This window comes from Pedobacter sp. HDW13, assembly GCF_011303555.1.
Taxonomy (GTDB): Bacteria; Bacteroidota; Bacteroidia; order Sphingobacteriales; family Sphingobacteriaceae; genus Pedobacter.
Window position 1 is genome coordinate 6,323,841 of sequence record NZ_CP049868.1, and the last position, 12,572, is coordinate 6,336,412.

The window sequence follows — 12,572 nt, forward strand, 5'->3', positions numbered from 1 at the left end:
GTTAGTGGTTTTGAATTCGTTTGATGATACATACGTGACAATCAGAGCACTGGTTTTTTACGATTGTATTTTTTTTTGTTAGCCGATTTTAATACATTCACCATCGTATTGCTATGACGACCTTAAAAGCCATTATTGTTGATGATGAGGAATTTGCCCGATCATCGTTATTTTTTTTACTGCAACAGAATTGCCCACAGGTAGAAATTACCGGCATAGCAAGGTCTGTAGCGGAGGCAAAAGACATTTTAGCCCACCATCCTATTGACCTGATTTTTTTAGATATTGCCATGCCTGGCGGCAATGGTTTTGAGCTAATTCCTGATGCACAAAAGCACAATGCAGCGGTTATTTTTACCACCGCTTACGATCAGTATGCCCTCAAGGCAATTAAGGCAAATGCATTAGATTATTTATTAAAACCCATTGATATTGACGAGCTTACGGTAGCTGTAGAAAAGGTTTTCCAACACATTAAACGCTTTAAAGGGCAGAACGAAAACGACGAAAGAATCCATAATTTAGCTTCGAGTTTAAGCTCCAGAACAGAGATTAAAAAACTAACGCTGCCCTATGGCCAAGGCTTCAAAATGATCGACATTGACGACATCATTTATATCGAAGCAGATAGCAATTATTCAATTGTGCACTTAAATAATCACGATAAAATAACCGTCTCGAAAGTTTTACGAGAATTTGAAGAGCTTTTACCAACAGATCAATTCGTTAGGATCCATAAATCGAGTATTATTAACCTTAACCACTTAAAAGAATACAATTCTAAAAACGGGCTGCAGGTCTTTCTAAAAAATGGCGAAAGCATTAATATTTCGCGCCGCAGGGCCAGCGATTTCTTCGAAAAAATAAAACTATTTACAAAGGCGAACAGTGAGCATTAAATACCGCATAGCGTTCAGAAAACAAGCTAAAAACGCATTATTGAAGTTAAATCTCGGCCGATATTTCTCTGCACTTTGCCTTTTGTTTTTGATCTTTTCCCAGTCCAAAACACTACTTGCACAAACCACTTACCTACCCCACTACAATGCAAAAAGTGGCCTGGCCAGTAACAACTGTTACTACATTTTACAAGACAAAAAAGGCTTTATCTGGATTGCAACAGACAACGGATTAAGCCGCTTTGATGGCACAAATTTTCAGAATTTCACCATTGAAGATGGCTTGCCTGATACACAAATCCTCCAGATGAAAGAGGACAAAGATGGTCGCCTGTGGTTTTTTGCACTTAATGGTCAGCTAAGTTATTTAAAAGAAGGTAAATTTTATAACCGGAACAACGATCAGCTTTTAAAAAAACTAAGCTTCAATACTGTAATCGTCTCTTTTTTAATAGATAAGATCGGCAGGATTTGGCTGGGAACAAATGCGAATCTAATTGTTTGCTGGGATGGAAAAACGATTAAAAAATACATCTCGCCCAATCCTAACGACAAGTTTATCAATGCTTTTATCCATGAAGATGAACAGGGAAATATACTGGCCTATAGCGATCAAAGCGTTCAACAGTTTAATGGAAAAACATTTTCGCTTATCAAATCGAAAGTACTTCCGCTATCTTACATGGCTGCGGCCAATACTGCTCGCAAATCGATGTTCTATCTCGATAATGCCGGATTAAAAGAATTTAAGCATGGCCATATTAACGATTTAATTGCCATTCCACAAAACCTGATCAAAAATATGTCGGGCTATTTTTATTATGACAACAGTACCAAAGAAGTATGGCTATCCAATGCCAATGGTGCCTTTGCCCTAAATAAAAACGGAAAAACGGTACAATATCTTCAGGATATACCGGTAAACCAGGTAATTAAAGATAACAACCAGAACATGTGGTTTGCCACCACTCAGGGGATTTATATGCTGCCCAATGTAAACAACCGCCTGTCTATTATTGATGCTGAATCTGGTTTAAGCAGCAATGTAATTAAAAGCATTACCAAAGACGGAAAAAACAGGCTTTGGCTGGGCACCGATGATGCGGTAATTGATGTTTTAACCATTAACAACTACCAGGTTGATGAAATTGGTTTAGACGATTTTAAAAAGTACAAAACCATTAAACAGATTACTTTCGATCCAAAAGACCAATCAATTTATTTTGCCTCCGATTACGGCATGGGTGTTTTTAAAAACATTTATAACAGCACCGAAGAAGTAAATTATTTAAAAGAATCGAACAACTCCATGTTCGTAATTAAGCACTTTAGTGTTGGCGAAAACAACAATCATTTGGCACTGGCGCTTTCCTCAGGGGTTGTATTCCTGGCCGATAGAAAGAATAAATTCGAATTTAATGCGGCAAAATACCGCGAAAAGGAAGACTTTTTTAAAGACCGTTCCTACCATGTTTTTTACGATCGCGATGGCAATCTCTGGTTCTCTAACATCAATGGTCTTTCACAATTAATTAAAGGAAAATTAATCAAGCATTTTGAAAACCATCCGCTGCTTACCAAGCGGATCAACGATATCCAGCAGCTTGCTGATGGTACTTTGGTGCTGGCAACCGATGGTTACGGACTAATTTTTTATAAAGACAATCAAATCAGGAACCAGATAACCCAAAAAGACGGTTTAACTAATAATATCTGTACCAAAATTTTTGTAAAGAATAGTGAAATATGGGTACTTACCAACAAGGGAGTAAATAAAATTACCAGCTATCCCGATGAACCAAGTGTCGCCAATTTCGATTACGGAAAAGACCTTTTAAGCGACGATGTAAACAGTTTGTTTATTGATGATAGTACCGCCTACTTTGCGACTAACAAAGGTCTCATTCTCTTTAAATACAACAACAAAAACAGCATAAAAAACCTGCCGAAGGTATATGTAACCTCTATTATTAAAGACAATGAACGCTTACCTGTAAACCAGGGCAATTTCACCTTCGAAACCGGTAACAATACCATTCTGTTTACCTTTAGTGCAGTTGATTTTACCACCAGCGATATTACCTACCGTTACCGTTTGAATGAAAACCTGGCCTGGGTTGAAACCCGTACACGTCGCCTCGATTTTTCCTCCTTGCAGGCTGGCGATTATGTTTTTGAAGTAAGTGCCAAAAGCCAGAACGGCAACTGGGGCGAACCTGCAAAAATTGCTTTTACCATTAAAAAACATTTCTGGCAAAGCCTTTGGTTCCTGTCTATTTTAATTTTGCTGGTGGCCTATATTTTTTATAAAGTAGCCGTTTACATTACCCGTAAACAAAAAGACAAAGAACAGGAACAGTTGCTGCTAAAAAACAAAGTACTGATGCTGGAGCAACAAGCCCTGCAGGCTATGATGAATCCACATTTCGTATTTAATGTAATGAATTCCATTCAACATTACATTAATACCCAAAATACGGCTTCGGCAAACAAGGTTTTAACTGGTTTTGCGCGCCTGATCAGAAAGAATCTGGAAATTTGTACCAAGAGTTACATCTCGTTGGAAGAGGAACTTGAATATCTCAACCTATACCTTAAACTGGAAAAAAACCGTTTTGGCGATAAACTCGATTATATTTTTACTATTGACCAAAATATCGACCAGGAAGAAACCTTTATTCCTTCTATGTTATTGCAGCCTTATGTGGAAAACGCTATCTGGCATGGCATTATGCCTAAAGAAACCGGTGGCGAAATTCAGATCAACATTAAACTGCGGGATGCTTTTTATTTAAACATCGAAATTATTGACGATGGTGTAGGTATTGATAACTCTTTAAAGAATAAAAAAGAAACCCATATTAGCAAAGGCATGCAGCTTACCAAAGAAAGATTGCACCTTTTAGGTCAGATTGGAGCAAAACCTATACACTTAAGTGTACGTCAAAACACTACAAATGGTACAACAGTATCTATTTCTATACCGTTAAAATAGGAAATTTACCGTTTACTCAATTATTAATACCACTCACTAAATAAGAGTTTCACAGAAGCCCGATTAGCCTTAAACTTGTGATAGAAATAAACGATAGTGTTTATCAAAGACGTTCTTATAGAATTGATATAGATATTTAATAACCTAACCTAAAACTATATCTTAATTCAGGTTTCATTTGTGTGTTGAAAGCGGTCTTGTTTTTAGAAGCGAGACCGCTTTTTTTATGCCCAAAAATTTTATTTTTGCATATGCCCAATTCCAATATCACCAGGCACATCGAAGCCCTGGTATTCTCGTCCGTTCAAAGCATAGGCGTACAGGAGATTATACTTGCCTTAAATGCTGTTTTCGAAACAGAACATATCGAAACCCAGGTTTTCGAAAGCATTGATCAGATTAAAGAAAAATACAGTCACGACGATTTTGCTATAGAGCTGGTGTATTTAAACAATGGTTATCAGTTCCTCACTAAAAAAGATTACCATGAAACCGTTAACCAGCTGCAACTACACCGCTCAAAGAAAAAACTTAGTCAGGCTGCTATGGAAACGTTGGCCATCATTGCCTATCGCCAGCCCATTACCAAACTCGAGATCGAACAAATAAGGGGAGTAAATTCTGATTATTCAGTACAGCGTTTACTCGAAAAAGAACTGATCAGTATCGATGGAAAAGCAGAAACTCCGGGCAGGCCTATTCTTTACAGTACCAGTCCTTTATTTATGGATTATTTTAGTTTAAACAGCTTAAATCAGCTTCCGCAGCTAAAAGATATAGTAAAAGAGGAAAATACAGTAGGCGAAAATGTTGAATAAATAATTTAATTTCTTTGCTTCCAGATTGTTATTAAAAAAAGTTTTTTTGTAATTTTAAAGTATAAAAGCAATTTTTATTTTTGTGTTATGAAAGCGCCAAAGAAACTCCCAGCAAAGCCGACTACCAAGAAACAGGTAGACGAAGACGATGATCTTGAAGATGACGATATTCAAACTACGAAAAAGAAGTCTCAAGACGATGATGACGACGATGATTTTGACATGCCGTTAGACGACCTTGATAACTTCGATAATTTCGATGACGATGACGACGATTATTAATATTTAAAAAACATATATTTGAAAAGCATCCTACCGCTTGGTTGGATGCTTTTTAATTTTAAAATCTGTTCATGCAAATTATACCAGTAAGCAGCCCATCTTTAAAAAAAGACTTTCTCAATACACCCAAATTTCTTTACAAAAACGATAAAAACTGGATCTGTCCGCTGGATAGTGAAGTAGAAAACGTGTTCAACCCAGATAAAAACAACTTTTTTGCTCATGGAAAATGTACACGCTGGGTTTTAAAAGATGATACCGGAAAGCTAATTGGTAGAGTGGCTGCTTTTATTAACGAAAAAAAGGCGCATAAGTACGAACAACCTACCGGTGGAATGGGCTTTTTTGAATGCATTGATGATGAGAAAGCGGCATTCCTATTGTTCGATACAGCTAAAGCCTGGTTAACCGAAAACGGCATGAAAGCAATGGATGGCCCAATTAATTTCGGCGAGAACGATAGTTTCTGGGGCCTACTGGTCGAGGGCTTTACCCCTCCTTCCTTTGGTATGAATTATAATTTCCCTTACTATCAAAAATTCTTTGAAAAGTATGGTTTCGTTACCGAATATGAGCAACTAACCAACCATATTAACCTTACCATCCCCTTTCCTGAGCGTTTTACAAAAATTGCCAATTGGGTAAGAAATAAACCAGGCTATACTTTCGAGTATTTCAGCAAAGCCAATTCAGAGAAATACATTAACGATCTGATGGAAATCTATAACGATGGCTGGCAGGATTTTGAAAACTTTGTGCCGATAAAAAAAGAAACCCTGCAGGAAAGCTTTAAAAGCATGGAGCCCATTATGGACGAGCATTTAATCCAATTTGCGTATTATAATGGCGAACCAGCCTCATTTGTGGTACTTATCCCAGATGCAAACCAGATGATTAAAGGTTTTGACGGAAAACTAGGCTTGCTAGAGAAATTGAAGTTTGCTTACAGGCGTTGGGTTGGCGTAAACAGAATGCGCGCAATTGTAATGGGTACAAAGTCGAAATTTCAGAAACATGGCTTGGAGTCGGTTCTTTTTATCCGTTTAGGTGAGTATGTATTACCCAAAAACCAGTACAAAGAACTGGAATTAAGTTGGGTTGGCGATTTTAACGAACAAATGATTGCTATTCATAAAGCTACAGGCGCAACCTTTGGTAAAAAACACTTAACCATGCGGAAGATATTTTAATCTTAATACCGTCCTTTTGATCCGATAGCTATCGGATCAAAAGGACGGTTCTTGTTAGTTCAAGAAAACATTTTACTTCTATCACATTACAAATGTGATCCTCGTTACAAACGATAACTATATTGTGTTAAAAACAACCTATGCGTTTTTATATTTCGGCAGGTTAATCAAAAGCACACTTCCTAAAATAATAGCCAGGCCAATCACCTGTGTTACACCAATTACTTCGTTAGTAAAAGTTAAACTCAATAAAACAGCCACCACAGGGTTTACGTAAGCATAAGTACTTACTTGCGTAGCCGGACGCACCTTTAACAGCCATACATAAGCGCTAAACGCAGCTATTGAGCCAAATAAAATGAGATAAACGATAGACAACCACGCATCGAGAGGAATACTTTCCCAATCAAGCGTTTTAAATTCTGATTTAATGAAACTACCGGGTAAAAAAGCAACACTCGCCATTAGCATTTGCCAACCCGTATTTACCGAAACTGAACTACCGGTTGTAGGATGATATTTAGAATAAAGTGAGCCCCCAGCCCAAGCAACCGGTCCGAAAACAAGTAACACCATACCAATAATTTGCAGATTACTCTGTGGCTTATCAAGTGCTTGTATGAGCTGGTTACCAAAAAGCAACACCACTCCTAAAAAACCAATTACAAGTCCTGATACAATGTATTTATTGCTAAGGTTTTCTTTCCAATGCGATTTATCTAAAATAACAAACCAGATTGCAGCCGAAGCCACCATAATAGCCACTAAACCGCTAGGAATAAACTGTTCTACCCAAATTACAATACCATTTCCCAACCCTAACATTAAAACACCACTTACCGTGGCAATTTTGATGGTTTTGAGGTTAAAAATATCTTCTCCCTTAAATTTACACCAGCCCAACATTAAAATACCAGCTATAAAAAACCTGACTACTCCCAAAACAAAAGGTGGAAAACCGGCCAGTGCCTTCTGGATAAAAAAATAGGTGGAGCCCCAAACTATATATACGATCGCAAATGCCAGGTAAACCATTACCGGCGATGCTTTTTTGTTTAAATCTGTCATGATGTTATTTTTCTGGGATTACTAATTTTTGCTGTTCTTTTACCGTTTCCAATACGATGGTAGTTTTAACGGAAAGAATATTGGGTACCTTACTAAAAGAATCGCGCAGCAAAGCCATCAGTGAAGCTGAATCGGCCGTTCGTACTTTTACCAGAAAACAATCATCACCTGCAATTACATGTACCTCCTGCACATCCGCAATTTTAGCCAGTTCGTTCGCCGTATCGCTGCAGCCTAAACTTTGCGATGATTTTAAAGAAATAAAAGCCAGTAATTTTAGTCCGACTGCATCCGGATTGATCCGGGCATTGTACTGCGTAATTACATTTTTCTTTTCAAGTTTCTTTACCCGCTCCAGCACAGCTGATGGAACCAGCTCAAGCGCCTTTGCTAAATCGACATTTGAAATACGTGCATTATCCTGCATCAATCTGAGGATAGCCAGATCAATATGATCGAGACTAAAATTGTTTTCCGTTACCATATTATAAAACTACAAACATTTAGAATAAAAATCATTATTAATTAACAAAAAATGAATTTTATTCAGAATAATAATTTTAACATGACAAATAGTCAAAATTAAACAATTTCACATCCCCAGTTTATCATACAGATCAATTACCTTTTTACGTAGTTTATTGATTTCTTCATCTTTTTCCATCAGTTCTTTTTTTAGCATAGCCAGCTCTCCAGCTGTATCAAGAGCTGCAGACAATCCAAGCAACTGAGCTACAGGAACTTTAAAGACTTTTGAAATTTGTTGTAAGCGGGAAATATTAAGGTCGGTTTGACCTGTTTCGATTTTACAAAAGGCCGGAGTAGAGATATTCAGTTTCTTAGCGGCATCGGCCTGACTTAAATTTAAGGAATGCCTGCATTGCTTAATGTTGTCTCCTATGCTTTTTATCTGATTAGACATGAGATACTGGATTTGAGATATGAGACACTGGGTATAGATTTAAGTGGTTAGACATGAGATCTGAGAAGACTACTGGCTTAAATCTCCTCTCTCAAATCTCACATCTAATATCTATTTATTTAATGCAGCTGCCAGCTCGGGCAAATCAAAACCAGCATAATTACCAGAACTCATCATTAATAAGTTGGTATCGGCATAATGCAGGCTCAGTAAGTAGGCCTTTAGTTTTTCAGCATCGTTAAAAAATTTCAGTTTTGGATTATGGAAGGCATTTTGAACATCATCTTCTGAAAATGGCTCCATCTGCTTCTGCTCAAAAGATTTAACATCGATAAACACAATGGCATCATCGGCTTTATCCATAGCACCGGCATACTCTTTTAAGAAATCCTTATTCAAACTACTAAAAGTATGCAATTCGATACAGGCCACCAGCTTACGATTGGTAAATTGTGTTTTAACGGCATCAATTGTAGCTTTTAATTTCGATGGCGAATGTGCAAAATCTTTATACACATTGGTCGAAGCATCGACTGAAATAACTTCTAGACGTTTTGCAGCACCAGTAAAAGAAGAAATAGCGGTATTAAACTCAGCTTCGTCTATTTCCAGTTGTGCACACACCAGCCTGGCAGCGTTCAGGTTCATTAAATTATGGTCGCCAAAAACTTTTAAAGCTGTGTTTTCAGGAAGCAAATAAGTAATTCCATCCTTAATTTCATGTTCAGGAATGGCGTAACCAATTTTATTTACCTTAGCCTTTGAATGGCTTACAATCTCATTTAAATCAGCATCTGCTTCACAATAAATCAGGGTACCATTTTCTTCAATTGTATCGATAAATTTATCAAACTGTGCAGTGTAATCGGCATAGGTAGGAAAAACATTGATATGATCCCATGCAATACCGCTAATTACAGCAACATTGGCTTTATAGAGGTGAAATTTAGGCCTTCTATCAATCGGCGACGATAAATACTCATCACCTTCAATAATCATTACTGGCGCTTCTGCTGTTACTTTCACCATGGTTTCGAAACCAGCCAGTTGTGCACCAACTAAGTAATCAAAATCACGATTATAATAATTTAGCACATGCAAAATCATGCTGGTAATGGTTGTTTTACCATGACTACCGCCAATAACTACACGTAATTTATTTTTGCTTTGTTCGTAAATGTACTCGGGATATGAATAGATTTTAACGCCCATTTCCTGTGCCTTCAACAACTCAGGGTTATCGATCCGGGCATGCATCCCCAAAATAACCGCTTCCAAATCGCTGGTAATGCGGCTATCATCCCAACCCATTTCGGCCGGCAACAAGCCATATTTATCCAAACGGGATTTCGCAGGCTCAAAAATCACATCATCCGAACCGGTAATCTGATAACCTTTTTTATGCAGGGCAATAGCCAGATTGTGCATCGCACTTCCACCTATTGCAATAAAATGTATACGCATATTTTTAATATTTTAGATTTGAGAGGTTAGATTTGAGATATGAGAACAACTATTAAATTTTCTGCTTTCCACCTTAAACCCTCAACCTTCCATCCTTCTACCTTTTCTCAAATTGTGCCGCTACCCACTCACCATTTTGCTTATGGTCGATATATTTAATACCATATTTAGCGCATTCAGCAGTGATCATACTTAAATCCGGATCGAGATAAAAACCGCTGAAGAAAATCTTGCCTGATGGTTTCAATACTTCGGCATAGCGGTGAATCTGATCTAAAAGGATATTCCTGTTGATGTTGGCAAAAATAACATCGTACACTTCGTCCGGAATCACTTCTTTACTGCCGCAGAGTGCTGTTAAATTGTCTACCTTATTAAGCGCAGCATTTTCTATAGCACTTTGATAACAAATATCATCATAATCGATAGCTACCAGACTTTTTGCACCTAATTTAGCAGCAAGGATAGCCAAAATGGCTGTACCACAGCCCATATCTAATACGGCTTTATCTTTTACATCGGCAGCCAGAATATACTGCATCACCATCGTTGTAGTTTGGTGGTGACCGGTACCGAATGACATTTTCGGATCGATTACGATTTCGTACGGGAAAGATGGCTGTGGCTCATGGAAAGTTGCCCTTACGTAACACACATCATCAATTACCAGCGGACTAAAATTTTTCTCCCATTCGGCATTCCAATTTTCATCTGCAACATCTTCTAAAGTATAATCTGTTGTAAATTCATCACTATAATTAGCCAGCAAATCTTTCAGTTCCTGCTCGTTAAAGTTATCCTTGATTACGAAAGCTGTAAAACCTCCCTCGCTATCTTCGAAAGTATCGAAGCCTAAATCGGCAAGATCGCTAATAAGCAAATCCTGCTGATAGTCTTCGATACTTTTAAATGTAAATATTGCTTTTGTATATTGCATTAGCTGTTTAATGCTTTAATAATATCTGTAAAATCGCGCGATTTTAATGATGCACCACCAATAAGACCACCATCGATATCTTTTTGGGCAAACAAGCTTGCTGCGTTACCTGGGTTACAGCTACCGCCATACAAAATAGTTGTATCATCAGCCACGTTGAAACCATATTTTGCATGAATTTCGCTACGTATAAAAGCATGAATATCTTGCGCCTGCTCTGGTGAAGCGGTTAAACCTGTACCAATAGCCCAAACCGGCTCGTAAGCGATTACAATTTTCTTGAAATCTTCTTCAGTTAAACCGAAAATACCTTCTACCAATTGTTTTTTTAATACTTCGTAGTAACTTCCGTTGTTACGCTCGTCTAAAGTTTCGCCGATACAAAAAATTGGCGTTAAGCCGTTAGCTAAAGCAACTTTAGTTTTTTCTGCTAATAAAGCGTCGCTTTCAGCAAAATACTGTCTGCGCTCTGAGTGACCTAAAATAACATATTCTGCACCAACAGATTTAACCATTTTGGCAGAAGTTTCGCCTGTATAAGCACCACTTTCTTTATCGCTGATATTCTGAGCGCCAATTTTAACATCATTACCACCCAATTTTGCCAGGCTGTTTAAATGGATAAATGGTGAACAGATGATTGCTAACTGATCGCCCTTGCGCTCATCTCTAACCATATTTACGATTTCACTGAATAACGAAACACCTTCGTTATAATCTAAGTTCATTTTCCAGTTACCGGCAACAATCTTTTTTCTCATTTTGTATTATTTAATGGTTGGTTGATCTTTTTCAGATCAGATTTTATATTAAAATCGTCTATACGATTCGGTTAATTCAAATACTTTTGTCAGGATGTTTTTTTCTACCTCATTAAAGGCCACATCCTTTCTTGCAAACACCTTTTCGGTTGTTTCGAACATTTTATGCAATTTATAAGCCTCGAAACCAGCAGCACCACCCCAACTAAAATCGGCAATGTGGTGTGGAGGAAAACCGGCACCAAAAACGTTAGCTCCAATTCCGACTACAGTACCAGTGTTAAACATGGTATTAATACCGCTTTTGGCATGATCGCCCATAATTAACCCACAAAATTGAAGGTTGGTATTGCGCATTTTTTTGCTTTCATAATTGTAAAGCTTTACTTCAGCATAATTATTTTTTAAATTCGAGTTGTTGGTATCGGCACCAATGTTGCACCACTCGCCCATTACCGAATTACCCAGGTAACCTTCGTGACCTTTGGCTGAGTTGCCCCAAATTACCGAATTATTAATTTCACCTCCAGCACGGCTGTTCGGACCAATGGTAGTACCTGAATATATTTTAGCACCCATTTTTACCGATGAATTTTCGCAAAGAGCAAAAGAGCCTCTTATTAAACTGCCTTCCCAAACTTCGGCATTTTTACCGATATAAATGGGTCCGTAACCACTATTCAATACGCTACACTCTACCTTAGCGCCTTCCTCCAGAAAAATATCGTTCCCTAACAACTGGTTGGTACTGCTTAATTTTGCCGAGGTACGACCTTCGGTTAACAACTTAAAATCTTTTCTGATCTCGGCAGGGTTATTCCCAAAAATATGCTCGGGGTAGCTAATCCTGGTGAAATTTAATTGATAATCAACCGGCTTTAACTGCATTTGAGCCTGCTGATAAGTTAATACCTCGCTATTCCTAAAAGCCAAAACAACATCGCCAGCCAATAATACTTCACCGCTTTTAAGCACAGTAATGGCATTAAGCAAATCATCATCAGGGCAAACCGACCCGTTTATAAACAAACTGGCGTTAGATTTTGGAGCAAATTTTACGGAGAGGTAGTCCTGAGTTTGAAAGCCAAAGTCGGCTTTTAAGTGTTTCGCCCATTTTTCTGCAATGGTTAAAATACCAATGCGCAGATCGGCCACAGGCCTGGTAAACGTAAGCGGACGTAAAGACATCCAGCTGGCATCATCAAAAAGATTGATTGTCATAAGCAACAAAAATAA

General features: G+C 37.8%; 12 protein-coding genes. 5 read left to right on the forward strand and 7 right to left on the reverse strand.

Features of this window, described 5'->3' with window-relative positions; all coding sequences use genetic code 11:
* The first annotated feature begins 113 nt into the window (after positions 1–113).
* From G7074_RS26170 to G7074_RS26190, 5 genes are all read left to right on the forward strand, one after another.
* Entirely contained in the window at positions 114–899 is a 786-nt protein-coding gene (locus G7074_RS26170; RefSeq protein WP_124558539.1) for a LytTR family DNA-binding domain-containing protein, read from the forward strand.
* A gap of 40 nt (positions 900–939) precedes the next feature.
* Positions 940–3,894 (forward strand): two-component regulator propeller domain-containing protein, encoded by a 2,955-nt coding sequence (locus G7074_RS26175; protein ID WP_233603801.1) that lies wholly within the window; start codon positions 940–942, stop codon positions 3,892–3,894.
* Positions 3,895–4,145: 251 nt separating this feature from the next.
* A complete protein-coding gene (gene scpB, locus G7074_RS26180) occupies positions 4,146–4,712 on the forward strand; it encodes an SMC-Scp complex subunit ScpB (RefSeq protein WP_124558541.1) in 567 nt (188 codons plus the stop codon).
* Between the two features lie 87 nt (positions 4,713–4,799).
* The gene (locus G7074_RS26185) at positions 4,800–4,994 is read left to right on the forward strand and encodes a hypothetical protein (RefSeq protein WP_124558542.1); all 195 of its coding nucleotides are present in this window, start codon (positions 4,800–4,802) and stop codon (positions 4,992–4,994) included.
* A gap of 71 nt (positions 4,995–5,065) precedes the next feature.
* Entirely contained in the window at positions 5,066–6,184 is a 1,119-nt protein-coding gene (locus G7074_RS26190) for a GNAT family N-acetyltransferase (protein WP_124558543.1), read from the forward strand.
* A gap of 138 nt (positions 6,185–6,322) precedes the next feature.
* On the opposite strand, the gene G7074_RS26195 is transcribed toward G7074_RS26190, so the two are convergent.
* From G7074_RS26195 to G7074_RS26225, 7 genes are all read right to left on the reverse strand, one after another.
* Complete coding sequence (locus G7074_RS26195; protein WP_199748274.1) at positions 6,323–7,252, reverse strand: EamA family transporter; 930 nt, start codon at positions 7,250–7,252, stop codon at positions 6,323–6,325.
* Positions 7,253–7,256: 4 nt separating this feature from the next.
* Complete coding sequence (locus G7074_RS26200) at positions 7,257–7,736, reverse strand: Lrp/AsnC family transcriptional regulator (RefSeq protein WP_124558544.1); 480 nt, start codon at positions 7,734–7,736, stop codon at positions 7,257–7,259.
* A 108-nt stretch (positions 7,737–7,844) separates the two neighbouring features.
* Positions 7,845–8,174: a helix-turn-helix domain-containing protein gene (locus G7074_RS26205; protein WP_124558545.1), complete on the reverse strand. Its 330-nt coding sequence runs from the start codon at positions 8,172–8,174 to the stop codon at positions 7,845–7,847.
* 111 nt (positions 8,175–8,285) lie between these two features.
* The gene (gene murC / locus G7074_RS26210; RefSeq protein ID WP_124558546.1) at positions 8,286–9,638 is read right to left on the reverse strand and encodes a UDP-N-acetylmuramate--L-alanine ligase; all 1,353 of its coding nucleotides are present in this window, start codon (positions 9,636–9,638) and stop codon (positions 8,286–8,288) included.
* Positions 9,639–9,735: 97 nt separating this feature from the next.
* Positions 9,736–10,575 carry a 50S ribosomal protein L11 methyltransferase gene (prmA, locus tag G7074_RS26215; protein WP_124558547.1) on the reverse strand — a complete coding sequence of 280 codons (840 nt, stop codon included), beginning with the start codon at positions 10,573–10,575 and terminating at the stop codon, positions 9,736–9,738.
* Entirely contained in the window at positions 10,575–11,336 is a 762-nt protein-coding gene (tpiA, locus tag G7074_RS26220; RefSeq protein WP_124558548.1) for a triose-phosphate isomerase, read from the reverse strand. The genes prmA and tpiA overlap by 1 nt, the downstream gene beginning before the upstream one ends.
* A gap of 48 nt (positions 11,337–11,384) precedes the next feature.
* The gene (locus G7074_RS26225) at positions 11,385–12,557 is read right to left on the reverse strand and encodes a putative sugar nucleotidyl transferase (RefSeq protein ID WP_124558549.1); all 1,173 of its coding nucleotides are present in this window, start codon (positions 12,555–12,557) and stop codon (positions 11,385–11,387) included.
* Positions 12,558–12,572 lie beyond the last annotated feature (15 nt).

Bases quoted from the DNA above. Each gene is read 5' to 3' on its own strand.
- G7074_RS26170 (WP_124558539.1), top strand. From the start codon at position 114: ATGACGACCTTAAAAGCCATTATTGTTGATGATGAGGAATTTGCCCGA.
- scpB (WP_124558541.1), top strand. From the start codon at position 4,146: ATGCCCAATTCCAATATCACCAGGCACATCGAAGCCCTGGTATTCTCG.
- G7074_RS26185 (WP_124558542.1), top strand. From the start codon at position 4,800: ATGAAAGCGCCAAAGAAACTCCCAGCAAAGCCGACTACCAAGAAACAG.
- G7074_RS26190 (WP_124558543.1), top strand. From the start codon at position 5,066: ATGCAAATTATACCAGTAAGCAGCCCATCTTTAAAAAAAGACTTTCTC.
- G7074_RS26195 (WP_199748274.1), bottom strand. From the start codon at position 7,252: ATGACAGATTTAAACAAAAAAGCATCGCCGGTAATGGTTTACCTGGCA.
- G7074_RS26200 (WP_124558544.1), bottom strand. From the start codon at position 7,736: ATGGTAACGGAAAACAATTTTAGTCTCGATCATATTGATCTGGCTATC.
- G7074_RS26205 (WP_124558545.1), bottom strand. From the start codon at position 8,174: ATGTCTAATCAGATAAAAAGCATAGGAGACAACATTAAGCAATGCAGG.
- murC (WP_124558546.1), bottom strand. From the start codon at position 9,638: ATGCGTATACATTTTATTGCAATAGGTGGAAGTGCGATGCACAATCTG.
- prmA (WP_124558547.1), bottom strand. From the start codon at position 10,575: ATGCAATATACAAAAGCAATATTTACATTTAAAAGTATCGAAGACTAT.
- tpiA (WP_124558548.1), bottom strand. From the start codon at position 11,336: ATGAGAAAAAAGATTGTTGCCGGTAACTGGAAAATGAACTTAGATTAT.
- G7074_RS26225 (WP_124558549.1), bottom strand. From the start codon at position 12,557: ATGACAATCAATCTTTTTGATGATGCCAGCTGGATGTCTTTACGTCCG.